Consider the following 26,783-nt stretch of genomic DNA (forward strand, 5'->3'; position numbering starts at 1 on the left):
GTTCAGCACAGAGAAAACCACAACGCAAAATAAATAAAAATGAAACAAATCAGTATTCTTTTCATCTTAACATTGGTTCTATTTGGTTGCAAAAACGAAGCCAAACAAGACGTTAATCTTGAGGATAACAGAGCAAAATCCTACGATCAAAACGATGGATTCACCACTTTAAGAGGTGACTTTGTATATTATGCAGATGCTGCTGTTTTACAAACTCCGAAAGAAATTTATGGAGTGGTTATTGACGAAAATATGCACCTATTAGAAGCGCAAGTAAAAGCATTTAAAAAAGAAGCGACTGATATGGTTCCTGTAACTGTGAGAGTTAGAAAATTCGAAAAAAATAAAGATGAAGAAGGTTGGCAATACCGAGTTGAAATTAAAGAAATATTAAAGGTAGAAGCGCCAAGTTCAGAAGCAAAAGACGTTATAAAATTAGCAAATTAAAACTATGTTAAAAATTAATAATTTACACGCAAGTATAGAAGATAAAGCCATTTTAAAAGGGATTAATCTCGAAGTAAAAGCAGGAGAAGTTCATGCTATAATGGGACCAAATGGTTCTGGTAAAAGTACTTTAGCTGCTGTAATTGCTGGTAAAGAAGAATATGAAGTTAATGAAGGCTCAATTGAATTAGAAGGTGAAGATATCGATGAACTTGCAGCCGAAGAACGCGCACACAAGGGCATATTTCTTTCATTTCAATACCCTGTTGAAATACCTGGTGTGAGTGTCACCAACTTTATGAAAACAGCCATTAACGAATCTCGCAAAGCCAAAGGTTTAGAAGATATGCCAGCTAAAGATATGCTGAAAATGATCCGCGATAAATCTGAACTTTTAGAAATTGATCGTAAGTTTTTGTCCCGTTCTATAAATGAAGGTTTTTCTGGCGGTGAAAAGAAGCGAAATGAAATCTTTCAAATGGCGATGTTAGAACCAAAATTAGCCATCCTAGATGAAACCGATTCTGGTTTAGATATTGATGCGCTTCGTATTGTAGCTAATGGTGTCAACAAATTAAAATCTAAAGATAACGCTGTAATTGTAATAACACATTACCAGCGCTTGTTAGACCATATCGTTCCAGATTTTGTACATGTATTACATAATGGTAAAATTGTAAAATCAGGTGGAAAAGAATTAGCACACGAGTTAGAGGCTAAAGGTTATGATTGGATTAAGGAAGAGGTTAGCGCTTAAATTCGTTAGCAGGGTTCAGTCTTCAGTAGGCAGTTGCTTACTCGAAACTGATTCCTCTTTTATTAACAGAACGTTTTAATATAATATAGTAAGCAGATTTTTTGGCACTATTTCTGAAAAATTGAATACTGCGCCAGAAAACTGAAAACTGAATAAGAATGGAATTAAAAGAAAAATTAGTATCGTCATTTATGGCCTTTGAAGACACTGTTGATGTACACTCTTCAATACATGATATTCGAACTGAAGCTATAAAAACGTTTGAGGAAGAAGGATTCCCTTCTAAGCGTTTAGAAGACTGGAAATATACCTCATTGAATTCAATTTTGAAACATGATTATAGCGTGTTTCCAAAGCATGAAAATGATATTGAATTTAAGGACGTTAAGAAATACTTTATCCATGATATAGATGCGTACAAAATTATTTTTATTGATGGAAAATATGCATCACATTTGTCTCAAACTACGCACGATGGATTAGATGTTTGTTTAATGTCTGCAGCTTTAACCAAACCAAAATACAAAGTAATTATTGATAATTATTTTAATAAAATCGCTGCAAAGAATGGTATATCTTCTTTAAATACGGCATTTTCTTATGAAGGAGCTTACATCAATATCCCTAAGAATAAAGTGGTTGAAAAACCGATTCAAATCATTCATTTTTCAACAGGCAATGAAGCGGCCGTTATGCTACAACCTCGAAACTTAATTGTAGTCAACGAGAATGCACATGTACAAATTATAGAACGTCATCAGAGTTTAACGGACAATCCGGTTTTAACAAATTCTGTAACCGAGATTTTTACAAACAAGCGTGCCATTGTAGATTATTATAAAATTCAGAACGATAGACAAAGTGCATCCTTAATTGATAATACTTTTGTCAATCAAAAACAAGAAAGTTTAGCTAAAGTGCATACTTTTTCTTTTGGCGGAAAACTGATTAGAAACAATCTCAACTTCTACCAAAATGGAGAACGCATAGATTCTACCATGAAAGGCATCACGATTATTGGAGATAAGCAACATGTAGACCATAATACTTTAGTGCATCATATAGAACCAAATTGCGAAAGTCATCAAGATTACAAGGGTATTTTTGATGATAATTCAACAGGTGTTTTTAATGGGAAAGTTGTGGTTGAAAAAGAAGCACAAAAAACCAACGCTTTTCAGGCCAACAATAATGTTTTAATGAGTGACAAAGCGAGTATTAATACCAAACCTCAACTTGAAATTTTTGCAGACGATGTAAAATGTTCTCATGGTTGTACTATTGGTCAATTAGATGAGAGTGCTATGTTTTATTTGCGCTCTCGAGGTATTCCCGAAAAAGAAGCTAGAGCTTTATTGATGTTTGCATTTAGTAACAACGTTTTAGACTCTGTAAAGATTCCTGAAATTAAGAACAGAATCACTAAAATTATTGCTAATAAACTAGGAGTGAATATTGGGTTCGACTTATAGTCAATCTGAATACTGACTTTTAAGGTTTTTTAGAAACCTATTATGGTTAAATAATTATGTTAGACGTACAGAAAATTAGAAAAGATTTCCCTATCCTTAACAGAACCGTTAATGGTAAACCTCTAGTATATTTCGATAATGCAGCAACATCACAAACACCTCAGCAAGTTATTGATGTAATTGTAGATTACTACAGTAATTATAACGCCAATATTCACAGAGGGGTACACAGTTTAAGTCAAGAAGCGACTGATGCATACGAACAAGCACGGCTAAAAATTCAAAATCATTTTAACGCCAAACACAGTCATGAAATTATCTATACCTCTGGTACAACGCATGGCATTAATTTAATCGCCAACGGATTTTCTTCAATATTGAAAAAAGGAGATGAAGTGTTGGTCTCTGCCTTAGAACATCATAGTAACATTGTACCTTGGCAAATGCTCTGTGAGCGCACAGGATCCGCTCTGAAAGTCATTCCGATGAATGCGAATGGCGAATTAGTTATGTCAGAATACGATGTGTTATTAAATGACAATACGAAACTAGTTTTTGTAAATCATATTTCAAATGCTTTAGGAACCATAAATCCTATTGAAGATATTATTGAGAAAGCACATTCAGTTGGAGCTGCCGTTTTAGTCGATGGCGCACAATCTTGCCCACATATAAAACCTGATGTCCAAGCTTTGGATGTTGATTTCTATGTGTGTTCAGCACACAAAATGTGCGGTCCTACAGGTGTTGGTATGTTGTATGGTAAAGAAGAGTGGCTCAATAAATTACCACCATATCAAGGCGGTGGCGAAATGATTGCTGAAGTTTCATTTGAAAAAACCACATACGCTGGATTACCACATAAATTTGAAGCAGGTACACCTAATATTTGTGGAGGCATTGCTTTCGGATCAGCTTTAGATTATATGAATGCTATCGGTTTTGATTCTATTGCGACCTATGAAAATGAACTTTTAGACTACGGGACTTCAGAATTACTCAAAATTGACGACTTAAAGATTTACGGTACGGCAAAAGAAAAAACTTCAGTTATATCTTTTAATGTGGGCGCTATTCATCCCTACGATATAGGAACCATCCTAGACAAAATGGGAATCGCTGTTAGAACCGGTCACCATTGTGCGCAACCGATTATGGACTTTTATAACATTCCTGGCACCATACGTGCTTCTTTTATGTTTTATAATACGAAGGAGGAAATTGATACTTTTATCGTTGCTCTAAAAAAAGCTATTATGATGTTGTCGTAATTACCTTTGCCATTAAAAGTGTATCTTTTCAGTAATAAATATGTCATTGATGAAAATTTTACTCAGTTTGTTCGCGTTTATCCTAACCTTCAATTCTTGTGATTCGTCTAAAAATGTCATAAAGCAAAGGAACATAATTCAAGAAACGCTATCTGGAACTTATGCCATAACTCAACTTGCAAAAGAAGATGTTATCTCAACCAAAATCACTATTTCATTTGATGAATCAACCAACAAAGTCACAGGATTTGCTGGATGTAATAGTTTTTCTGGAAACTACACCTTAGAAAACGATAGAGTTAAATTTCATAATATTGCTGCTTCCAAAAAGTTTTGCCCAAATCCTATTATGACATTTGAAAATCAAATATTAAAATCTTTAAATTCGGTTGATTCGTTTTCAAAACGTGGAAATATCATATCTTTTTTATCTAAAGATGTTGTTTTAATAAAAGGCATATCAAAAGTAGTGTCTTCGGAAAAAAGTGAGTTGGATAATTATTCAAATCAACTGTCAGTTAAGTATCAAGCCTTATCCAGAGCTGAGTTCGACTATATAGTAATTACCGAATCTAACATACTAATTTCTAAAGATCGTGATCTTAAAAATATTAATTCGTACACCATAGACACTAACCTATGGAATGAAGTGTATCAACTCATTAAGCGATTAGATTTTGAGATGATGCAAGATCTGGATGCGCCTTCCAAAAAACATCAATTTGACGGAGCAGCATATGCCACCCTATCCATTACACAAGGCGATATGGAATACACAACCCCTGCTTTTGACCACGGAAATCCGCCAAGCGCTATTGAAGCTTTAGTTAATAAAGTGTTATCCATTAAAGAAAACACTATAAAACAATAGTGATTTTGTAATTTTGCACAAAAAATTGAGACTATGACTATTGAAGAAGTACAAAACGAAATTATAGAAGAGTTCGCTATGTTCGAAGATTGGGAGGAACGCTACCAATACATGATAGACTTAGGAAAGGACCTACCTTTAATCGATGAGAAATATAAAACCGAAGACAATATTATAAAAGGTTGTCAAAGTAAGGTTTGGGTACACGCTAATATGCAAGATGATAAAGTAAGTTTTACAGCAGACAGTGATGCTATAATTACTAAAGGGATAATTGCGATTTTGATACGGGCGTTTTCCAATCAGCATCCTAAAGATATCTTAGATGCCGATACTGATTTTATCGATAAAATAGGATTAAAAGAACATTTATCACCCACTAGAGCCAATGGTTTAGTGAGTATGATAAAGCAATTAAAAATGTATGCTATTGCATACCAAACACAATTGAGTTAAGTAGTTTACAATGGAGTTAAGAACTTGTTATTATCAAAATAATAAAGTACTCTACGACAAACCCTCTAACAATTAAACAGATTCCTAATGATATAGGAACAAAAAATAAATTTTCTGATGAGCGATACAACTATAGACACAGCAGTATTAGGAGAAAAAATCCTAAGAGTAATAAAAACCATATACGATCCTGAAATTCCCGTAGACATTTACGAGTTAGGCTTAATTTACGATGTTTTCGTAAATGAGGATTTAGAAGTTAAGATCTTAATGACTTTAACGACACCAAACTGTCCTGTAGCAGAAACCTTACCTCTAGAAGTGGAAGAAAAAGTAAAATCCATTAATGAAGTCAAAGATGCTGAGGTAGAAATTACCTTCGATCCACCTTGGTCACAAGATTTAATGAGCGAAGAGGCCAAGTTAGAGCTTGGGATGCTTTAATTAAAAATACTGAATGCCAAGACGCAAACCCACTTCCATAAAGGACGGCAAAAAAGCAAATTTAAAATCGTCCTTTAATGCCTTAGTATATATTCCCCGATTTTTTAAGGAAATATGGAGAGTTAATAAAAAGTTATTTCTATTATCTGCGTTTTGTAGACTTATTGGTGCTCTACTTCCTGTTGTTATCTTATGGATTGGTAAACTAATTATTGATGAAATTATCCTTCAAATTTCATTAGATAATTCAGATTATCATGTGCTTTGGACTTATGTTGTTATTGAATTCGGATTAATTGTGCTATCAGATCTAATAAGCAGAGCCATTTCTTTAACAGATGGTTTACTTGGTGACGAATATAATATTACTACTTCAGTCACTATTATCAAAAAAACCAATCAAATTAACATCAGTTTATTAGAAGACGCTGAGTTTTATGATAAATTAGAACGTGCCAGATCGCAAACTACTGGGCGTGTTGCTCTAATGTCTAATGTATTAGGACAGGCGCAAAGTGCTATTTCCATAACCACTCTGGTTGCGGGCTTAATTTATTTTGAACCTTACTTAATTATTCTTTTAGTATTAAGTATTATTCCTTCATTTATAAATGAAATTAGATTTAGTCAACGTCAATATTCGTTAGCACGAAGTTGGACCTCAGAACGACGCGAATTAGATTATTTAAGATTTATTGGAGCAAACGATAAAACCGCTAAAGAAATCAAACTATTTGGCTTAACTGACTTTGTAGTTGACCGTTTCAAAAACCTTTCTGAAAAATATTACCAACTCAACAAAACCCTTGCTATTAAGCGCTCGAGCTTAGGCTTTTTATTCAATCTTTTAGGTTCAATAAGTTATTACGCTGCATACGTGTTTATCATTTATCGTGTGCTTTCTGGAGTTATTACCATCGGAGAATTAACCTTTTTATCTGGTTCTTTTAATCGGTTAATGAAAAACCTGCAAGAATTCTTTTCAAAATTTACACGTATATCCGAAAGTGCGCTTTACCTGAAAGATTATTTCGATTTTATTGATATTTCAATTGATTCAAAAGCAGAGAAAGATGTGCCATTACCAAAACATATTCAACACGGTTTTGAATTGAAAAATGTTCGGTTTGCCTATCCTAATTCTGAAGTTGACATATTAAAAGGTATTAGTTTTAAACTTCAAGCTGGGGAGAAATTAGCTTTTGTTGGCCAGAATGGAGCCGGAAAAACGACTTTAATCAAATTGTTATTGCGTTTCTATAAACCGACTTCAGGTGAAATTCTTTTGGACGGCATCAATATTAACCGTTTTAATATTGCTGAATATCAAAAGTACTTTGGGGTCATTTTTCAGGATTTCTTTAAATACGAATTTACCATAAGAGAAAATATAGCCGTTGGAAACATAGAAGAACTAGCCAATCTAGACAAAATTGAAAGTGCGGCAGAGTTAAGTTTAGCAAACGAGGTTGTGTCTAAGCTAAAACAAGGCTACAATCAACAATTAGGTAAGCGTTTTTCTGATGGTATGGAATTATCTGGTGGGCAATGGCAAAAAGTCGCTTTGGCCAGAGCGTATATGAAACGTGCGGAAGTTATGATTTTAGACGAACCGACCTCTGCTCTGGATGCAAGAGCAGAAAGTGAAGTGTTTGGAAGATTTATTGGACTTACTGAAGGTAAAACAAGTATTATAATATCGCACCGATTTAGTACAGTACGGCAAGCAGATAGAATTTTAGTGCTTGAAAATGGTAAAGTTTTAGAAATTGGAACGCATGAAGAACTTATGGAGAATCAGAATTTATATGCGGAATTGTTCACGTTACAAGCTGAAGGCTATCAGTAAAACATTATCTTTGTATTATGGCAGAAGAGATTATCAATAGAGTTGCAAATAGCAAACTTAAAGTCATTGATTTAGAAGATTATTACCCAAATGGAAAACGAATTCTCTTTGATATCAAAGATTGGTTGCTGGAAGGGCTAGTATTGCGCGAAAAAGTGTTTAGGGCTTTTGTGGCTGAACATAATTGGTCGCAATACCAAGATTGTTATGTGGCTTTGCATTGTTCAACGGATGCCATTGTACCAGATTGGGCTTATATGTTAATTTCCATTGAGCTTCAAGCCTATTCTAAGTTAACCATTATTGGCTCTCTGAGTGCCTTAGAATCTATAGTATATGCCGATATTATTGCAAATTTAGATCTTTCAGCATATCAAAATCAACCTGTAATTATAAAAGGTTGCTCTCATAAACCGGTGCCTTCTAATGCTTTGGTATTATTATCTCAAAAACTCAAGCCAATAGCAAAATCAATTATGTTTGGCGAAGCTTGTTCTTCGGTGCCTCTGCACAAAAAACGTTAGTATTTATAAATTATTATGTGACTTTTATGACCTTTTAGGGTCTCATAAGCAGTGCTGTATTGATTTATAAAATTTACTAAAATCAGAAAACACTTATATTTGTACACTAATAACAACTTTAAATTATTAAAAATTAATCCGTTATGAAGAAAAATTTATTTTTATCCGCATTCTTATTGTTTGCTTTAACTTTTGGTTTTGCACAATCGAAAGAAGAATTGCAAGCTCAAAAAGCTGAAAAACAAGCCGAAGCAGATAAATTTCAAAGTGAGGCAGATGCCATACAAGCAAAAATTAATGCATTACCAGGTTGGAGAATTGGGGCTTTTGGTACTATTGGTGGTAGTTTGTCTAACTTTAATAATTGGTATTCTCAGGATGTACCAAATAATATTACAGGTAATATAGGTATCACTTTTAATGCGTTTGCCAATAAAATTGAAGAGAAATATTTCTGGAGAAATTCTTTAAACACTAACCTTGCTTGGGTAAAATTAGATGACAAAGATGATGAGGTTGATTCTGACTTTGAGCCGACATCAGATGTTTTTAATATTTCATCACTCTATGGTAGAAATATCAGCCAAACGTGGGCGATATCTGGTTTAGCTGAATACAGAACCACATTATTAGACAACTTTAACGATCCTGGATTTTTAGATGTTGGTCTAGGTGCTACTTGGACTCCACTTGAAAATTTGATTGTAGTTATACACCCTTTAAACTACAACTTTGTATTTGCTGAAAATGATGCGGCTTTCGAATCGTCAGCTGGTGCTAAAATTGTGGCAGATTACACTAGACAAATCGGAGCAATTGCTTTTAAATCTAATTTTTCAACCTTCCAAAGTTACGAGAATAGCGATTTATCTAACTTCACTTGGACAAACTCATTCAGTTATACGCTTTGGAAAATGATTGGTGTTGGTTTTGACTTTGCGTTAAGAAACAACAAACAAGAGGCTGCCAATGTACAAGAGGTTGATTTAGCAGATGCTGATAACAAATTACAATCGTATTATACAGTTGGTTTGAGCTATAAGTTTTAAAACAAACGCTCACAATATTTTAAACCTGTCTTGAACTATATTCGGACAGGTTTTTTTATTAAAATTAGTTAGTTAAACGTTTTCTTCTTGTTCTTTTTCTTAAACAAACGTTTTAGAAAACCATCGCGTTTTGTGGGTTCGCAATCCAAGTCATCTAAAACTTTTTGTGAAGGATTTTCAAATTTAGCTTTTGTAAAACTATTAAACTCACTATCACGATTCAATTTCTGATAGAATTTTGCAAATATTGGTAATGCCGAATTGGCGCCTTGTCCCATTCCAGTAGATTTAAATCCGATACTATGATTATCGTTTCCGACCCATGTAATTGTTACTAAATTTGGGGTTAAACCTACATACCAACCATCTTTATTGTTTTGAGTAGTCCCCGTTTTTCCTGCAATTTCATTAGATAAACCATAAGTACTTCTTAATCTTGATGCCGTGCCTTTATTAACCGTAGATTTCATTATTTCTAAGAGCACTTGTCTTGTATAATCACTAAAGGCGGCTTCCTCTGAAATTTCAGGTTCAAAGGTAGCTATGATATTTCCAGCTTTATCTTCAATTTTAGTAATGTAATACGGTTTAACGGATCTACTATCATTTAAATAACTAACATAAGCACCTGTTAAATCCTTCAAACTAATTTCCGCGACGCCCAAAGCCAAAGATGGTTCATTAGGTAGAACTTTGGTAATTCCTAATTTTTTAACCTGCTCTAAAACCTTTGGTATACCAACGCTCTCCATGACTTTAACAGAAATGGTATTAATGGAATTGCTCAATGCATTTTCTAAAGTATAATTAATATAAGGATCTTCTTCGTCACTGCCAGAATTACGTGGTGTCCAATCATCATAATCTGTGTAAGTCACCTTGTTTAACGAAAAATAAGTACATGGTTCTAAGCCATTTTCTATAGCAGCAGTATACACAAGAGGTTTGAAAGTAGAACCGACTTGCCGTTCACTTTGCGATATATGATCGAACTTAAAATATCTGTAGTCAATGCCACCAACGTAAGTTCTTACAGCTCCTGTAGTTGGTTCAACAGACAGCATTCCTGTATTTAAAAACTTAAGATAATGTTTTAAACTATCTATGGTAGATACATTTTTAACCGTATCACCTTTCCAACTAAATAACGCTATGGGTCTCGAAACATTTAATGAATCTTTAATTTGATTTTTAGACAAGCCTTGCGCCTTATAAGCTATAACTTGAGGTAATTTATTTAAGACGTTTTCAATGAGTTTCTCATTCGTTTCCCACGGGCCGTCATTACCATATGAATTTTCAAAAGCAGTTTGAAGTTCGCCAATATGTTCTTCCATAGCGTTTTCTGCCAATTCTTGCATTTTGTAATCTAAAGTCGTATGAACAATTAGCCCGTCTTTATATAAATTGTACTTTTCACCTTGAGGTGTTTTTAAGGTGTCTAAAATAAATTCTAATTGTTTCTTTACTTCCGCCCTAAAATAAGGTGCTAAACCTACATCGTGATTAAAGGAACGATACTCCAATTCTATATCTTGATTTACATAATAACTCAATGAGTCTTCGGACAAATAATTGTAGTTTACCATTTGGTTTAAAACTACATTTCTTCGGTTCTTACTACGCTCAATATGGACTCTTGGATTGTAATACGTATTCGCTTTTAAGGTCCCAACTAAGGTGGCAGCTTCGTTAATTGAAATATCTCGGACTGATTTATTAAAAAATTTACGTGAAGCACTTTCGATGCCATACGTATTATCAGAAAACGGAACAGTATTAAGATATAGGGTTAAAATTTCTTTTTTGGAATAGACTTCTTCTATACGCTTGGCTACAATAGATTCTTTGAACTTATTGATGAGCATACTGAAAAGCGCATAATTCTTTCTACCATATAGATTTTTAGCCAACTGAAGCGTTATAGTGCTGCCGCCACCGGCAGATTTATCTTGAAGGATTAAGTTTTTGACAAATACACGTATTAGGCTAATATTATCAATACCGTCATGCTCATAAAATCTTGAATCCTCCGTAGCCACTAAGGCATTAATTAAATGGTTTGGAAAATCTTCAAATTTTACTGGCTGTCTATCATAAATGTAATATTTACCTATTAATTTTTCGTTTTTATCTAAAAGTTGTGTGGCTTGTTCTTGCTGTATAGAACTGATATCGCTTTGCGTTGGCAATTTCCCGAACACTCCCAAATATATACTAATATAAAGACCGATAAGAAATATTAAGACAGCAGCTATTAATACAACAGCCCATCTTATCCACTTGTTTTTAAAAAATTGCTTGAATTTAGTGTTCATTCCTTTCCCAGTAGAATTCATATTGAAACGAAAACTTTAAAATTTTGTTATTAATATGGCATTAAAAACACAGTAATTTTCTGGTTTTTATTTTAAAAGATGTCAAGATCTTTAAATAAATATGGTTTTAAGCAAATTCACTAAAAATTAGAAATATCATACACCTAATTAAAACACATGTAATCAATAAGTTGCATTCAATGTTTTGTTTTTTCACTTAAAAGTGAAGTGATATTTTAGATTTATCCGAATTGCAAAATCATTCGATATCTTCAACATCTGGATAAAGAAATTGATTGTACGGAAAGCGTGTTACATGAATTTCTCTAACCTCCTTATAAACACGTTTTCTAAATTCATCCATATTTTCCTTATTCAACGCCGATATAAACAAAGCATTACCATCTAAACGAGACATCCACGTTTTTTTCCATTCTTCTATGGTGAAGTTGGCTTTGGTCCGTTCTTCTACTAAATCGTCTTCGTCATAAGGTTCGGCTTCATAGGCATCAATTTTATTAAACACCATTATGGTTGCTTTGTCCTTACTATCTATTTCGTCTAAAATCTGATTTACAGAATCGATGTGTTCTTCAAAATTTGAATGCGAAATATCTACTACATGCAGTAATAAATCGGCTTCTCTTACTTCATCTAGAGTACTTTTAAATGATTCCACCAATTGTGTTGGTAGTTTTCTAATAAATCCAACGGTATCACTTACTAAAAATGGTAAATTTCCTATAACTACTTTTCTAACCGTAGTATCTAATGTAGCAAATAATTTATTTTCAGCAAAGACGTCACTTTTACTAATAACATTCATTAATGTAGATTTACCCACATTGGTATAACCGACTAGGGCCACTCGTACCATTTTACCGCGGTTACCGCGTTGTACGGCCATTTGCTTATCAATGGTTTTAATTTTAGATTTTAATAAGGCGATTTTATCGCGTACAATACGTCGATCTGTTTCTATTTCCGTTTCCCCTGGCCCGCGCATTCCAATTCCACCTTTTTGTCGTTCAAGGTGTGTCCACATACCTTTTAATCGCGGTAATAAATATTCACATTGTGCTAATTCTACTTGCGTACGAGCGTAACTTGTCTGTGCTCGTTGTGCAAAAATATCTAAGATAAGGTTCGTTCTATCTAATATTTTACAATTCAGAATTTTACTAATATTTCGTTCTTGAGCGGGAGATAATTCATCATCAAAAATTACTGTACCAATATCATTTTCTTTAACAAAATTAGTGACCTCTTCCATTTTTCCAGTTCCAATAAAGGTTTTAGGATTAGGCATTGTCATTTTTTGTGTGTAGCGTTTTATAACTTCACCCCCTGCTGTAAAGGTTAGAAATTCTAACTCATCTAAATATTCTTTAGATGTTTCTTCATCTTGTTCTTGGGTAATTATACCAATAAGTACAACCTTTTCTAAAGCGATATCTTTTTTCTCTATCATATATTAATTAAAGTACAAAGTTAAGGAATAGTTTATGGTTTTTGGGGTGCGATCTATGCTTCATATTCTTCATTTTTTTTGCACGTTACCTCTGTTTAAATCCTTGAAAGACTTATATTAGAAACAAAGGTAAAATAAAATGGTTGAATTTTCAGTTTAATATTTTTGCGCCCATTTCTAAGCGCACTCTTATTTAAAAAATAGGCTATATTTAATCCCATGATTAGTAATTCTGAAATTTACACCATAGCGTTTTACAATGTAGAAAATTTATTCGACACTAAAAATGATCCTTTAATCCACGACGATGACTTTCTGCCTAATTCTGCAAAACGGTGGACAACAAAGCGCTATTTGAATAAAATAATGAAGTTAAGCATCGTAATTTCTCAAATAGGAAAAGCACAATCTAAACTCGCACCTGCCATAATAGGCTTAGCTGAAGTTGAAAACAAAAAAGTACTATCAGATTTAGTAAAAAGCAAAAACTTATTGAATGAAAATTACAAATATGTGCATTATGATTCTTTAGATGAACGAGGTATCAATGTCGCCCTACTCTATAATCCCGATGTTTTTAAGGTTGACCATTCTGAAACGTTTTCCGTGTATTTGGAAAACAACAAAAGTCAACAAGATTATACTAGAGATATACTTTTAGTTAAGGGTCAATTGCATAACGAAAACCTGTGTATATTAGTTAACCACTGGTCTTCTCGACGAGAAGGTGTAATAGAAACTGAGTTTAAACGTTTAGCAGCGGCAAAAGTTGTAAATTCTGTAATTAGCGAATTGAAAAATGAAAACCCAGATAACAAAATAATTGTAATGGGAGATTTTAATGACAATCCGAATGACAGAACCATGCTATTATTAGAAAAAAGAAGTGATCTATACAATCCTTTTAAGACAGTTTGGTCTCCGAGCAATGGTAGTTTGAATCATAATTTTCAATGGAATAATTTTGATCAAATATTATTTTCTACTAATTTTTTTGAAGTCACTGATAACGCTCTGACATTTTATGATGGCGAGGTGTTTAACAATAAGTTTCTAACTCAGTATCACGGAAAGTATCAAGGACAGCCATTTAGAACCTATGTTGGCAAGAAATATCAGGGCGGTTATAGTGATCATTTTCCTGTTTTTATCCAATTAAAGCCATCATAAATGCTTCCCAGCCCTTTTGTCGATTAATAATGTAGTTAATCTATTATAACATTGTTAACCATCTGTTAATTGTCATTTTTTATATATTCGAGTTCGCATAGTTAAATCGTCCAACCAGCGCCAACCATGCACATTACAACACATTTTTCTTAGAAACACTAGCAAAAATCTCTTTAATTCAATGATTATAAGGGGATTAAATAATTCTTAACAAACCGATTAATAATGAAAAAAATTACTCTATTTTTAATTATGTTTGGGTTCTTCCTCACAGCGAGCGCTCAATATAGTTTTGATCCGATTGAAGGCCCAACAAATGTGGCTCAAGGAACACCAGTGACTATTAATCTTAATGATGTGTCAAATAGCACTGCCGTACCAGCATCGTCATCGGGTTCTTACGAATCCTTTTCCGTAACAGCTGATTGGGTTGCCGGAGGTAGTAACCCTTATTCTAGTGAAGCAGATTTAACCGTAATTACAACAGCTGGGACGGTTGTAATAGACCCACCAACAACTAATGGTGCGGCTGGTGATGATACCGTAATAACATTCGAAGGTGATTTTGTTAACCCTTACGATCCTACTACGGATGGTTTTTTAGACCTAATTCTTAACCAGAGCTGGACCGGATCGGATGCCGATTGGTCAAATATTGTAGTAACCTTATTTGAAACTCCTACCTGTCTTGAGCCTTCTGGGATCACCGCAACTGGAGCCACATCAGAGTCAGTAATTTTAGATTGGACGGCAGGAGACTCAGAAACCGATTGGAATTTAGAATACAACAGTAATGATGATTTCGCACCAGGAAATGGGGAAGAAGAAAGTGCGAGTTCAGTATCTGGAACACCAAATATTACTCTATCAGGTTTAACGGCTGCAACAACATATTATGTTTATTATCAAGCTAACTGTGGCACAGACGATTTAAGTTTATGGGTAGGTCCATTTATCTTTTCTACCGAGTGTGTGACCTTTACGGCACCTTATACAGAAGGTTTTGAAAATGCTGGAGATATTCCGCTGTGTTGGTCTATGAGCGGTGGAGAAGATTGGCAATTTGATAATGATACTGGGTTTGATGAAATTGGTGATAACGGAATTATAACAGGTTCTACCAATACTAACGAGTATTTTGCTTGGGTTGATTCTTCTGGCGATGATGGTCCTAGTACATTAACAAGTCCTTTAATTGACGTTAGTGGCTTAGCTGCACCTGCACTCTCATTTTTTGAAATTAGTGATAATCAAGATGATGCAAACAGTACGTTAGAAGTTGAAGTTTGGGATGGAGCCGCTTGGAATCTAATGGCAACTTATAATACCAACACTGCAGGTTGGGAGCTAAAGGTTATAGATTTAAGCACATTAACGATTACTGGAGATGTGCAAGCTCGTTTTATTTTCTCTGAGACTGTAACTGGTGACTTTTCAGATGATATTGCCATTGACGATGTCACTTTTGATGAAGCACCGAGTTGTTTTAATCCTTCTATGTTAGTTGCAAATAACATCACTTCAAATAGTGCTGAATTAAGTTGGTCGCAAGATGGCCCAGTATCTATGTGGAATATTGAAATTGTAACAGCCGGCGATACTCCTACAGGTACACCAACTGTTAGTGACGCTCCTAACCCATATATTGCAACAGGTTTAGATGCTATAAGTGCTTACGATTTTTATGTTCAAACTATATGTAGTGCTGATGAAATGAGTTCTTGGGTTGGTCCTTTAACTTTTTCAACTTTATGTGAGGTTTTTACACCAGATTATATACAGAATTTCTCATCGGTTACATTTGATAACGCACCTGATTGTTGGGAGGAAGCTGGTGAAGGAGACCCTACAACTGGCCCAACAGAATTTGGAGATAGCTCTTGGACGGTTGACGGTTTTCTTAACGATGGCACTACCGGAGCCTACAAAATAAATGTATATGAAATATTTACTGGTGATTTAAATGAGTGGATTTTATCCCCACAATTTGATTTAACTGGTGGACCTTTTCAAGTTGAGTTTGATTTTGGTATCACAACTTGGGGAGATCCAACAGCAGGAACTTTAGGATCAGATGATGTAGTTCATTTCTTAATATCTACAGATAATGGTGCCACATGGACTGCTTTAATTACATACGATAGTGCTTCCGATTTAAGTGATAATGGTGAGCATCCTGTAATAGATTTAACATCATACAGTGGTCAAATTGTGGAATTTGCATTTTATGCTACTAATGGTACTGTGGCTGATGATAACGATAATGACGTTTTCGTAGATAACTTCAGAGTAAGAGGCATACCAACGTGTCCTGAACCATCAGATTTAACGGCAAACAACTTAAGTTTAACGTCTACTGAAATAAGTTGGACTGAAAATGGAACGGCAACATCATGGAATATTCAATATGGTGAAACTAATTTTGTGTTAGGAGATGGAACCATTGAGACTAATATTTCGTCAATTCCTTATGTTCTAACAGATTTAATGCCTGATACTAGTTATGAATTCTACGTTTCCGCTATATGTGGAGCGGGTAATGAAAGTTCTTATTTCGGTCCTTTTGAATTTTATACCGGCTATTGTGAGTCCATACCAACGAGTAATGATGGTAGTGGTGTTAATAATGTAACCGTTGGTATTACAGATTTCCCAAGTTTTGGTGATGAGTTTTATGAAAATCATACTACCCCGGTTGTAAATGCATTTCAAGGGATTGATACAAATGTAGAAATTGAATTTGGACATGGTACCTCATACTTTACTAGTATATGGATTGATTTTAACGACAATTTAGTCTTCGATACAGACGAGTTAGTATTTGAAGGAGAATCTTCTGGAAGTAGCACTCCACATTTATTAGACGCCTCTTTCATAATGCCTGCTACTGCAACCATAGGCGAACATAGAATGCGAATTGTTACGCATGATTATGTTCAAACACCACTTAATCCATGCTATAGTGGACCTTGGGGTGTAACTCTCGATTTTACGTTAAATATTCAGGAGTTAAACTGTACAATTGCTGAAGCTAATTATACTACTGTTCCAGACTGTGATAATGATCAGTTCTTTATTGATGTAAATATTACTGATTTAGGTGATGCTACATCCTTAGAAATTTCAAATAATTTTGATGCAGCAACAATTCAAGCATCAGCGATAGATACTTATCAAGCTGGTCCTTTCCCTTTTGGAACGGCCGTAAAAATATTTGTAACTAATGAGCAAGACAATGATTGCGTTATTGGTAGCGAAACGTTTGAAGTATTGGCATGTCCACCGAGTAATGATGAATGTAGCGAAGCTATAGTAGCGGTTGTAAATGATGGTGCTTTGTGCGATAATGTAACACCTGGAACAATTCTTGCCGCCACTCCTTCTGGAATTGATGCAGGAACTTGTGGTGGTACACCTAATGATGATGTGTGGTTTTCTTTTACAGCTTTAAGCGAATTACAAATAATCTCAATTATAAATATAACTGGAGGCACCACTAACTTAGACCATGCTGTTTACGATGGTAGTTGTGGAACATTAACGGAACTTTATTGTTCAGATGAAGACTCTAGTGTTACAACACAATTAGAAATCGGAAACACGTATTACATTCGTATTTTTAGTGGTGGAAGTGTATCTGAACTCTCTACATTCGATTTATGTATAAGAGAAGCACCAGGTAACCTTATTTGTGAAAACGCTGACAACTTCTGTTCTGTTGGTGGAGCACTTACCACACCTAATATTGTTGGAATAGATGGTGTAGGAGCGGTAGCCTGTTTAGGTACAACTCCAAATCCGGTATGGAACATAATTCAAGTAGGTGAATCTGGACCGATTGAAATTGAAATTAACCAACAGGATGATAGTGGTAACGGCTTGGACGTCGATTTCGTAATTTGGGGACCATTTTCTAGCGTTGAAGATGCCTGTATTGATATAGTATTAGATGATTGTCCGTCTTGTCCTTTTTCTAATGATCCTGATAACGGTTTTTATCCGTTTGGTAATATTATAGATTGTAGCTACTCTGCAGATGCTACGGAAAACCTTACAATAGATAATGCTCAAGAAGGTGATGTATACATGTTATTAGTGACTAATTTTAACGGAGGTGCTGGTAATATAACCATCGAGCAAACAAATATTAATGGTGATGGTAGTGGCAGTATTGTGGCAGACATTGACGCAGAAATTGTAAATAACGAAGGTTATCAAATTTCAGATGCCGATAATGATCCATCAACACCAGATGAATTGAATGCTTGTGCTGAATCAGTTGTGTTAGAAGCTAACTCACCACTTGCTGATGAATTTATTTGGTTTGAAGATGGTTTTGTCATTCCAAATGAAACGTCTAGCACGCTTACAGTAACAGCAGGAGGTTTTGGCTTAGGAGCTAGTAACTATCAGGTACAAGCAATCGATACCCAATGTGATGCAAATACGTATTCTGAAGTGGTTGTTGTGAATTTATATACCGATCCAGATGCTCTTGCACCACAAACTATTACAACTTGTGATGGACCAGAAGCTGATGGTATTGAATTATTTGATTTAGATGCATTCACTGAAACTCTAGGAATATCTGATGAATTTACGGTAAGTTTTTATGAAAATTCAATAGATGCGAATTCGACAATGAACCCTGTTACTTCGCCATATAGCTCAACTACAGGTGAAACCTTGGTTATGCGGATAGAAGACACAGACCAAATCGACAATCCTAATTATTTCGGCTGTCGTAAGTTAGTGGTCGTTAATTTAGTTGTGAATCCAGCACTTGCTATAACGCAACCAGATCCATTACCAATATGCGGCAACGTTGCCGGTGAAACTACCGTTGATTTAACATCTATAAGTAGCGAGGTCACCACTGATCCTAATTTAACTGTAACGTTCCATACATCTCAAGAAGATGCAGACGCTGGGACCGGCGATGTAACTAGTACGTCTTATGATACTACTGGTGAAACACTATATATCCGAGCAGCAGATAATGATACACAATGTTACCAAACAACGACATTTGAAATCATAGTTAATGTGCCACCAGTGGCAAGTTTTGATACCGTTTCTTATGAAGTTTGTCCAGAAGCAACCGTTCCTATTTCAATAGGTATTGTACCTGATAATTTTACAGAATCAGATGTATCGGTTAGCTGGACATTAGATGGTAGTCCTTTTAGTGGAAGTGGATTAATGCTAAATAATGTCTTTACTGCTGGTGTATATTCTGCAACTATAACCGTTAATAATACAAGCTGTTCAGAAGTTATTGAAACCACAGTGATTCAATTAGAGTCGTGCATATTCCCAGAAGGAATATCGCCAAACAACGATGATAAGAACGATAATTTTGACCTAAGAAGTTTCGATGTTACTAAACTTGAAATATTCAATAGAAATGGAACTTTAGTATATTCTAAAAACAATTATACTAATGAATGGGTTGGCCAAACCAATGACGGTGAAGAGCTACCTGTAGGTACGTATTTCTATACCATTATTTACGAAGGTGGTACAAAATCAAAAAGTGCTTGGGTATACATTAACAGATAATCAACTAACAGAATCAACTTTATATAATGAAAAAACTCTCTATTATAGTGGTTTTGCTCTTAGCATTTCAGATGCACGGGCAACAAGACCCTCAGTACACACAGTACATGTATAATATGAACGTAGTAAACCCTGCTTATGCAGGCTCAAAAGAAGGACTTTCTTTTGGATTACTATACAGAAACCAATGGTCTAAAATTGATGGAGGTCCAGAAACAGGAACGTTTTTTGGCCATACTCCAATTGGCAACAATCTCGGGTTAGGTCTGTCAGTAATATCAGATAATATTGGTCCCGTTAAGGAAACTAATGCTTATGTCGATGTATCCTATACTTTAAATTTAGGAGGTGAACATAAACTGGCCTTTGGTGTAAAAGCTGGTGCCACTTTTCATGATATTGGTTTATCTGATATAGATATTATTGATGAAGATGATATATTTCTTAATCAAGATATTAGTTCAACCACGCCAAATATTGGACCAGGCTTCTTTTATTATACCAACAAATACTATGTTTCTTTATCCGTACCAAATTTATTATCCTCGGTACATTTAGATTCAGATGGTCGCAATATAGGATCCGAAACACAGCACTATTTCTTAACTGGTGGTTACGTGTTCGACCTCTCACCAAACACAGAACTTAAACCTTCAGTGCTGGTAAAATCGGCATTTGATGCTCCGACATCATTTGATGTAAACTTAAATGCAAGGTTCTTTAAGAAATTTGAAATTGGAGCATCCTATAGATTAGATGATTCATTTTCTGGTCTTGTAAATTTTGCACTTACAGACGGTTTAAGAATTGGATATGCGTATGATGCGATTTCTTCAGATATCAAGAAGTATTCACCAGCATCTCACGAAGTTATGATTTTATTCGATCTTAATTTTCCAAAGCGTGTTTCACGTTCACCAAGATACTTTTAATCAGTTAAGCTAAAAACAATTATGAAAAACTTTAAAACATTATTATTTATTACGTTGATGAGTAGCTTATGCTTAACTGCTCAGAATAACGATACAAAAAAGGCAGATAAACTCTTTGCAAGATTTCAATATGTAAAAGCAGCCGAAAGTTATAACAAACTAGTGGAGGATGGAAAAGCCGATGCGTATGTTTATGGACAACTTGCCGAAAGTTACTATAACATTTTTAATACTGAAGCGGCAGAGCGTTGGTATGCAAAAGCTTTAGAGACTTCAGATAAGCCAGAAATGGTTTATAAATACTCGCAAATGCTTAAAGCGAATGGTAAGTACGAAGCCTCTAACCAGCAAATGGAAAAATTTGCTAATATGCGTCCATCGGACAACCGAGCTACAGCATATAGAAAAAACCCAAATTACCTTCCTAAAATTTTAGAACAAGGTAAAAAGTTCAATGTACAGAATGCGGATTTCAACTCAACACAATCAGATTTTGGTGGTACTAAAAATGATGGTAAGCTTTACATTACTTCTGGCCGTAACGACAGTCGTAAAACTTATGGTTGGAATGATCAACCTTTTCTAGATATATATACAATTGCTCAAAACTCTGATAGTACATATCAAGAACCAACTTTAGCAAATAATAAAATCAACACAAAATTTCACGAAGGTTTAGTTTCATTTTCACCAGATGGAAATACCATGTATTTCTCTAGAGAGAGTTTTTTCGAAAAAGATTATGAAAAAGACTCATTAACGAGTGCGCGTTTTAGTCAAATTTATTTATTCAAAGTCACTAAATTAGGTGAGGATTGGGATACTGTAGAGGATTTAGGTATTAATAGTGAGAATTATTCTGTTAAAAATCCTTCGGTAAGTTCGGATGGTAAAACCTTGTATTTTGCGTCGAACATGCCAGGTGGTTTTGGTCAATTCGATATTTATAAAGCCTCCATAAATGCAGATGGCACTATAGGAAAGCCAGAAAACTTAGGACAAAAGGTAAATACAGAAGGACAAGAAATGTTCCCATACATTAGTAGTAACGAAACACTCTATTTTTCATCTAATGGTCATTTAGGACTAGGTGGCTTAGATGTTTTCTATACTAAACTAATTGACGGTACCCTTGCGCCAGCTCGTAATGTTGGTATACCAATAAATAGTAATGCTGATGATTTCGCATTTTCTATAGATGAAGAGAATGATAATGGATTTATATCATCTAATAGAGAAGGTGGAAAAGGAAGTGATGATATTTACAAGTTTAAAAAACTACAACCATTATGTGATGTTGTAATAAGTGCCACAGTATTAGATGATGAAACCAGAGAACCAATTAGTGGTGCATCTGTAGCTTTATATGATGATGAAGGTAATAAAGTAATTTCAAAAATGACCAATGATGATGGTATCGCTGAATTTATTGTAGAATGTGATAAAGATTCTGAGCTCGAGGTAGTAATGGATGGTTTTGACAGTAAAAAAGTTCCAGTAAAAGGTACTAACGATGAAGAAAACAACGTTCAAATTTCATTACAACCAATTGAAACAATTATTGCTCCTGAAGAAATTGTATTAGCTCCAATTTTCTTTGAATTCGACAAATCTAATATAACAGCACAAGCCGCTTTTGAATTAGATAAACTTGTACAAGTAATGAAAAAATATCCTCAACTAATTATTAAAGCTACATCACATACAGATGAAAGAGGACGAGAAGCATATAATGAAGCACTTTCTGATCGTAGAGCAAAAACTACAGTGCAATATGTAATTTCTCAAGGTATAGATGAATCTCGTATTTCTGGAATAGGTAAAGGGGAATCAGAACCAAAAATAGATTGTTCTGGAGGTTGTACTCAAGAACAACATGCAGAAAATAGACGTTCAGAATTTATAATTGAAAGTGGTGATCCGCAAAACGACTAAATAATATCTTAGTACATTAAAAAGAGCCTATTTCTTAAAAAGAATAGGCTTTTTTTTTTACCAAGATAAAAAAGGATTTACACTTAATTGGGAGTTATAGTACCGTACATCACCTGTAACCTCTTTACCCAACCATTTCGGTTTCTCAAAATTTTCAATTTCAGAATTCAGTTCAACTTCTGCAATTATTAATCCTGCATTCTCATCATAAAATTCATCAACTTCAAAAATATGTTTACCACTTTTTATCTCGAATCGGGTTTTATTAATTATCCCTTTTTCACATAATTGTAAAAGCTGTTCCGCTTCTGTTATAGAAATTTCTTTTTCCCATTCAAAACGTGATAAACCGTTTTTTGAAGAAAGCCCTTTTATAGTTAAATAGCCATTGTCATTTTTGAGTCTTACTCTAACAGTTCTTTCTTTGTGACTATTTAAGAAGCCTTGTTTAATGGAATAACTATTAAAGGCTAATACTTTGAAGGCTTCAGAGTTTACCAAAAATTTACGTTCTATTTCGATATTCATAGGAACTAAATATAAAATTAAAAGACATTTAATCCCTAAATTTACACCATGCTAAATGATTTACCAATAAGAAAGATAATTCATGTGGATATGGATGCGTTTTATGCTTCCGTAGCCCAAATGGATAATCCTGAACTTAGAGGTAAAGCGATAGCCGTTGGAGGTGGTGGTACAAGAGGAGTAGTCAGTGCTGCAAGTTATGAAGCACGAAAATTTGGTGTAAAAAGTGCTATGTCTGGCCGTTTAGCTATAAAACTTTGTCCGGATTTAATCTTTGTTAAAACAGATTTTGAGCGCTACTCAGAAATTTCAAAACGCATTCGTCAGATATTTTTTGAGTATACCGATTTGGTTGAACCTTTATCATTAGATGAAGCTTATTTAGACGTTACAAATAACAAAATAGGCTTACCTAGCGCCACTTTACTTGCCCAAAAGATAAGACAACGTATCTTTGACGAAGTTGGTTTAACAGCTTCCGCAGGCATTTCTATTAATAAGTTCATTGCAAAGGTGGCGAGTGATTATAATAAACCAAATGGTCAAAAAACGGTTAATCCTGAAGACGTACTAGAATTTTTAGAAGTTTTGGATATCAGAAAATTTTACGGTGTCGGAAAAGTGACGGCAGAAAAAATGTACCAAAAAGGGATTTTTACAGGTAAAGATTTGAAATCTAAAACACTAGAGTACTTAAAAGACAATTTTGGAAAATCTGGAAGCCACTATTATCACGTCGTTAGAGGAATTCATAACAACGAGGTAAAACCAAATCGTATTCGTAAATCTTTAGCTGCCGAACGCACCTTTAGCGAAAATCTATCTTCGGAAGTTTTTATGCTCGAAAAGCTAGATCATATTGCAGAGGAAGTCTCCAAACGCTTACATAAAACTAAAGTTACAGGAAAAACGATAACTTTAAAGATAAAGTACAGCGATTTCACATTGCAAACGCGTAGTAAAACCTTGCCCTATTATGTAAGTGAAAAAGCGATTCTATTAGAAACCGCCAAAGATCTGTTGTATCAAGATGCTTTAAATAATTCAGTTCGACTTTTAGGCATCTCTTTGTCTAATTTAAATACGGATGTGAAAACAATAAAAAAGTCTGAAAAAGAAACGGTTAGCGTGCAACTAAAGTTTGAATTTTAATACTACTATATTATTAACTTTATTATTCCATTCAATTCCAAACCATGAAATTCTTTAATATTTTTTCATTTATAGCCATAGCTTTTACACTTTTAAATTGTAACTCTAGTATAAAAAACACTGAAACATCTAAATCCGATATAAATCATATTGATGCAGGAGTTCAGCCCGTTGCAGAAAATATACTCTCTCAATTTACAAATATTAGGGATTTTACTATCGATACTGAAGAAAGTGAAGCCTATTTTACCGTTTTGAGCCCATTGAGTGAATTATCCGTTATTATGAAAATAGTACGTGAAGACAACAGGTGGAACCAACCTAAAATCAGTAGTTTTTCTGGCAAATTCACTGACTTAGAACCTTTTCTTTCTCCTGATAATCTAAGATTATACTTTGCCTCAAATAGACCAACTTCTAATAATAGTACGGCGACAAAAGATTTTGACATTTGGTACGTTGAAAGAACAAACAAAACTTCTAGTTGGTCTCAACCAATTAATTTAGGTCCTCCAATTAACACTAGTTCAGATGAATTCTATCCGTCTATTGCACTATCAAAGAATCTGTACTTTACATCTGTAAAAGAAAATTCTGAGTCGCAAGATGATATTTATGTGAGCAGGTGGGAAAATAACACTTATAGTAACCCCATTAAATTAGATTCAACAATCAACAGCGATGGGTCAGAATTTAATGCATTTATTGCTCCAGATGAATCTTATCTACTCTTTAGTGGATGGAAAAGAAAAGATGGTGTTGGCAGTGGAGATCTGTATATAAGTAAGCAAAATAATGGGAAATGGACACAAGCAAAAAATCTTAGTGATAAGATAAATTCTAAGCATATAGACTATAGTCCATTTGTCAATCAGAACACAAAGATCCTATATTTTACCAGTCGTAGAAGTACAATTTCAAACCACGACACAGGATTCGTTGATACCCAATCGCTCCTTAATGTGCTTAATAAATATGAAAACGGATCTAGTAGAATTTATAAGGTTAATTTTAGTGAAATTTTTGAACAGAATTAAGTTTAATCCATAGCAGATAAACAAAAAAAAACAACGCTATTATTATGAATATAAAAATAGCGTTGATATAATTGTATTAAAATAAAATAAGAAACCTAAAAACTGCAATTTTCAATTTCAGTAACTCTAAGCGTATTCACCATACCCTTATCTTGAATTGGCATTGCTGCTAAACTAATCAACATATCGCCCACATCTAAATACCCTTTTTTACAGGCAATGGCGTTTACATCTTCAATGGTTTCGTCTGTACTTACAAATTTATCATAATAAAATGCTGTAACTCCCCACAGTAAACTGAGTTGTGTTAAAATTCTCTTGTTAGAAGTAAAAACTAATATATGCGCTTGTGGACGCCAAGCCGAAATCTGAAATGCTGTATATCCACTGTTCGTTAAGGTAGAAATCGCTTTTGCATTAATTTCATTCGCCATATTAGCGGCATGATAACAGATAGCTTTTGTTATATAACGTTTCGTTCGAATATGCGGCGGCGATTGCGGCACCTCAATTAGAGGAGAATGTTCTACACTACGAATAATATTTGACATCTGACGGATGACTTGCACCGGATATTGCCCTACAGAAGTTTCCCCAGATAACATTACAGCATCAGCACCATCCATTACGGAATTGGCAACATCATTAACCTCAGCACGTGTTGGTGTAAGGCTTGTAATCATAGTTTCCATCATTTGAGTGGCGATGATTACAGGTATTCTAGCGCGTTTTGCTCTAAGCACTAATTGTTTTTGTATTAATGGGACTTCTTCAGCAGGAATCTCAACTCCTAGATCACCACGAGCTACCATCAATCCATCACAATAGGCTACAATTTTATCGATATTTTCAACAGCTTCGGGTTTTTCTATCTTCGCTATAATAGGAATTTTATAATCGCTATGCTCTGATATTAATTGTTCAAGTTCCATTAAATCCTCTGCATGACGCACAAATGACAATGCCATCCAATCCACTTGCTGACCACAAGCGAAAATAGCATCTTCAACATCTTTTTCTGTTAATGCAGGTTGTGAAATATTGGTATTAGGGAGGTTAACTCCTTTTTTAGATTTTAAAGGACCTCCTTGTATTACTCTTGCTTTAACTTCTGATTTTTTGTCTGTTGACACCACTTCGAAAATTAGTTTCCCGTCATCCAAGAGAATACGTTCACCTGGTTTCGCATCTTGTGGAAACTTATCGTAGGTCATATAAACACGATCTTTTGTTCCCTCAAAGCGTTTTCCTGTAGCAAATACAATTTCGTCACCTTCATTGACAATTACTTCGCCTTTCATCGTACCTACTCGCAATTTCGGGCCTTGTAAATCGCCTAAAATCGATGCATTATAACCAAACTCTGCGTTGAGTTCTCTAATCATTTTTATGCGTTCTTCTACATCTTTATAATCTGCATGAGAGAAGTTAATTCTAAATACATTTGCACCTTCATCTAGCATTGCTTTCAATACTTCTTTTGTTCTGGTTGCAGGACCTAATGTCGCTACTATTTTTGTTTTCTTGTTTAACATCAA

The 26,783-nt window shown here is 34.5% G+C and carries 20 protein-coding genes; 16 read left to right on the forward strand and 4 right to left on the reverse strand.

From position 1 onward, the window contains the following. The first annotated feature begins 39 nt into the window (after positions 1-39). From QMA06_RS01715 to QMA06_RS01760, 10 genes are all read left to right on the forward strand, one after another. Complete coding sequence (locus QMA06_RS01715; RefSeq protein WP_290205126.1) at positions 40-447, forward strand: hypothetical protein; 408 nt, start codon at positions 40-42, stop codon at positions 445-447. A gap of 4 nt (positions 448-451) precedes the next feature. Continuing rightward, positions 452-1,204, forward strand: coding sequence for a Fe-S cluster assembly ATPase SufC (sufC, locus tag QMA06_RS01720; protein WP_290205127.1), 753 nt, complete (start codon positions 452-454; stop codon positions 1,202-1,204). Between the two features lie 158 nt (positions 1,205-1,362). Continuing rightward, positions 1,363-2,676, forward strand: coding sequence for a Fe-S cluster assembly protein SufD (sufD, locus tag QMA06_RS01725; RefSeq protein WP_290205128.1), 1,314 nt, complete (start codon positions 1,363-1,365; stop codon positions 2,674-2,676). 56 nt (positions 2,677-2,732) lie between these two features. Continuing rightward, positions 2,733-3,947: an aminotransferase class V-fold PLP-dependent enzyme gene (locus QMA06_RS01730; protein WP_290205129.1), complete on the forward strand. Its 1,215-nt coding sequence runs from the start codon at positions 2,733-2,735 to the stop codon at positions 3,945-3,947. Positions 3,948-3,996: 49 nt separating this feature from the next. Beyond that, positions 3,997-4,818, forward strand: coding sequence for an META domain-containing protein (locus tag QMA06_RS01735; RefSeq protein ID WP_290205130.1), 822 nt, complete (start codon positions 3,997-3,999; stop codon positions 4,816-4,818). Positions 4,819-4,851: 33 nt separating this feature from the next. Next, positions 4,852-5,274: a SufE family protein gene (locus QMA06_RS01740; protein WP_290205131.1), complete on the forward strand. Its 423-nt coding sequence runs from the start codon at positions 4,852-4,854 to the stop codon at positions 5,272-5,274. Between the two features lie 117 nt (positions 5,275-5,391). Continuing rightward, positions 5,392-5,718, forward strand: a complete 327-nt coding sequence (locus QMA06_RS01745) for an iron-sulfur cluster assembly protein (RefSeq protein ID WP_290205132.1) — start codon at positions 5,392-5,394, stop codon at positions 5,716-5,718. A gap of 13 nt (positions 5,719-5,731) precedes the next feature. After that, positions 5,732-7,567, forward strand: coding sequence for an ABC transporter ATP-binding protein (locus QMA06_RS01750; RefSeq protein WP_290205133.1), 1,836 nt, complete (start codon positions 5,732-5,734; stop codon positions 7,565-7,567). A gap of 17 nt (positions 7,568-7,584) precedes the next feature. Continuing rightward, positions 7,585-8,091: a DUF2480 family protein gene (locus tag QMA06_RS01755; RefSeq protein ID WP_290205134.1), complete on the forward strand. Its 507-nt coding sequence runs from the start codon at positions 7,585-7,587 to the stop codon at positions 8,089-8,091. A gap of 143 nt (positions 8,092-8,234) precedes the next feature. Beyond that, complete coding sequence (locus tag QMA06_RS01760; RefSeq protein ID WP_290205135.1) at positions 8,235-9,140, forward strand: DUF3078 domain-containing protein; 906 nt, start codon at positions 8,235-8,237, stop codon at positions 9,138-9,140. Positions 9,141-9,208: 68 nt separating this feature from the next. Here QMA06_RS01760 and QMA06_RS01765 read toward each other — a convergent pair whose 3' ends face one another. Next, positions 9,209-11,479: a transglycosylase domain-containing protein gene (locus QMA06_RS01765; protein WP_290205136.1), complete on the reverse strand. Its 2,271-nt coding sequence runs from the start codon at positions 11,477-11,479 to the stop codon at positions 9,209-9,211. A 238-nt stretch (positions 11,480-11,717) separates the two neighbouring features. Beyond that, positions 11,718-12,929: a GTPase HflX gene (gene hflX, locus QMA06_RS01770; protein WP_290205137.1), complete on the reverse strand. Its 1,212-nt coding sequence runs from the start codon at positions 12,927-12,929 to the stop codon at positions 11,718-11,720. Positions 12,930-13,148: 219 nt separating this feature from the next. Between hflX and QMA06_RS01775 the strand changes: the two genes are divergently transcribed. From QMA06_RS01775 to QMA06_RS01790, 4 genes are all read left to right on the forward strand, one after another. Beyond that, positions 13,149-14,099, forward strand: a complete 951-nt coding sequence (locus QMA06_RS01775) for an endonuclease/exonuclease/phosphatase family protein (protein ID WP_290205138.1) — start codon at positions 13,149-13,151, stop codon at positions 14,097-14,099. A 225-nt stretch (positions 14,100-14,324) separates the two neighbouring features. Then, entirely contained in the window at positions 14,325-19,661 is a 5,337-nt protein-coding gene (locus QMA06_RS01780; RefSeq protein WP_290205139.1) for a fibronectin type III domain-containing protein, read from the forward strand. Positions 19,662-19,687: 26 nt separating this feature from the next. Continuing rightward, positions 19,688-20,593 carry a PorP/SprF family type IX secretion system membrane protein gene (locus QMA06_RS01785; protein WP_290205140.1) on the forward strand — a complete coding sequence of 302 codons (906 nt, stop codon included), beginning with the start codon at positions 19,688-19,690 and terminating at the stop codon, positions 20,591-20,593. A 21-nt stretch (positions 20,594-20,614) separates the two neighbouring features. Continuing rightward, positions 20,615-22,528 (forward strand): OmpA family protein, encoded by a 1,914-nt coding sequence (locus QMA06_RS01790; protein ID WP_290205141.1) that lies wholly within the window; start codon positions 20,615-20,617, stop codon positions 22,526-22,528. Between the two features lie 57 nt (positions 22,529-22,585). Here the strand turns inward: QMA06_RS01790 and QMA06_RS01795 are convergent, their stop codons facing one another. After that, positions 22,586-23,056 carry a CYTH domain-containing protein gene (locus QMA06_RS01795; RefSeq protein WP_290205142.1) on the reverse strand — a complete coding sequence of 157 codons (471 nt, stop codon included), beginning with the start codon at positions 23,054-23,056 and terminating at the stop codon, positions 22,586-22,588. Between the two features lie 48 nt (positions 23,057-23,104). Here QMA06_RS01795 and dinB point away from each other — a divergent pair, with 48 nt between their 5' ends. Beyond that, the gene (gene dinB / locus QMA06_RS01800; protein WP_290205143.1) at positions 23,105-24,208 is read left to right on the forward strand and encodes a DNA polymerase IV; all 1,104 of its coding nucleotides are present in this window, start codon (positions 23,105-23,107) and stop codon (positions 24,206-24,208) included. A gap of 44 nt (positions 24,209-24,252) precedes the next feature. Continuing rightward, entirely contained in the window at positions 24,253-25,245 is a 993-nt protein-coding gene (locus QMA06_RS01805; protein WP_290205144.1) for a TolB-like translocation protein, read from the forward strand. A 95-nt stretch (positions 25,246-25,340) separates the two neighbouring features. Here QMA06_RS01805 and pyk read toward each other — a convergent pair whose 3' ends face one another. Beyond that, positions 25,341-26,780, reverse strand: coding sequence for a pyruvate kinase (gene pyk, locus QMA06_RS01810; protein WP_407704289.1), 1,440 nt, complete (start codon positions 26,778-26,780; stop codon positions 25,341-25,343). Positions 26,781-26,783 lie beyond the last annotated feature (3 nt).

Source organism: Winogradskyella bathintestinalis (genome assembly GCF_030407435.1).
Lineage (GTDB): Bacteria > Bacteroidota > Bacteroidia > Flavobacteriales > Flavobacteriaceae > Winogradskyella > Winogradskyella bathintestinalis.

Coding starts and splice junctions, on each gene's coding strand:
- QMA06_RS01715 (WP_290205126.1), top strand. CDS start 40: ATGAAACAAATCAGTATTCTTTTCATCTTAACATTGGTTCTATTTGGT.
- sufC (WP_290205127.1), top strand. CDS start 452: ATGTTAAAAATTAATAATTTACACGCAAGTATAGAAGATAAAGCCATT.
- sufD (WP_290205128.1), top strand. CDS start 1,363: ATGGAATTAAAAGAAAAATTAGTATCGTCATTTATGGCCTTTGAAGAC.
- QMA06_RS01730 (WP_290205129.1), top strand. CDS start 2,733: ATGTTAGACGTACAGAAAATTAGAAAAGATTTCCCTATCCTTAACAGA.
- QMA06_RS01735 (WP_290205130.1), top strand. CDS start 3,997: ATGAAAATTTTACTCAGTTTGTTCGCGTTTATCCTAACCTTCAATTCT.
- QMA06_RS01740 (WP_290205131.1), top strand. CDS start 4,852: ATGACTATTGAAGAAGTACAAAACGAAATTATAGAAGAGTTCGCTATG.
- QMA06_RS01745 (WP_290205132.1), top strand. CDS start 5,392: ATGAGCGATACAACTATAGACACAGCAGTATTAGGAGAAAAAATCCTA.
- QMA06_RS01750 (WP_290205133.1), top strand. CDS start 5,732: ATGCCAAGACGCAAACCCACTTCCATAAAGGACGGCAAAAAAGCAAAT.
- QMA06_RS01755 (WP_290205134.1), top strand. CDS start 7,585: ATGGCAGAAGAGATTATCAATAGAGTTGCAAATAGCAAACTTAAAGTC.
- QMA06_RS01760 (WP_290205135.1), top strand. CDS start 8,235: ATGAAGAAAAATTTATTTTTATCCGCATTCTTATTGTTTGCTTTAACT.
- QMA06_RS01765 (WP_290205136.1), bottom strand. CDS start 11,479: ATGAATTCTACTGGGAAAGGAATGAACACTAAATTCAAGCAATTTTTT.
- hflX (WP_290205137.1), bottom strand. CDS start 12,929: ATGATAGAGAAAAAAGATATCGCTTTAGAAAAGGTTGTACTTATTGGT.
- QMA06_RS01775 (WP_290205138.1), top strand. CDS start 13,149: ATGATTAGTAATTCTGAAATTTACACCATAGCGTTTTACAATGTAGAA.
- QMA06_RS01780 (WP_290205139.1), top strand. CDS start 14,325: ATGAAAAAAATTACTCTATTTTTAATTATGTTTGGGTTCTTCCTCACA.
- QMA06_RS01785 (WP_290205140.1), top strand. CDS start 19,688: ATGAAAAAACTCTCTATTATAGTGGTTTTGCTCTTAGCATTTCAGATG.
- QMA06_RS01790 (WP_290205141.1), top strand. CDS start 20,615: ATGAAAAACTTTAAAACATTATTATTTATTACGTTGATGAGTAGCTTA.
- QMA06_RS01795 (WP_290205142.1), bottom strand. CDS start 23,056: ATGAATATCGAAATAGAACGTAAATTTTTGGTAAACTCTGAAGCCTTC.
- dinB (WP_290205143.1), top strand. CDS start 23,105: ATGCTAAATGATTTACCAATAAGAAAGATAATTCATGTGGATATGGAT.
- QMA06_RS01805 (WP_290205144.1), top strand. CDS start 24,253: ATGAAATTCTTTAATATTTTTTCATTTATAGCCATAGCTTTTACACTT.
- pyk (WP_407704289.1), bottom strand. CDS start 26,780: ATGTTAAACAAGAAAACAAAAATAGTAGCGACATTAGGTCCTGCAACC.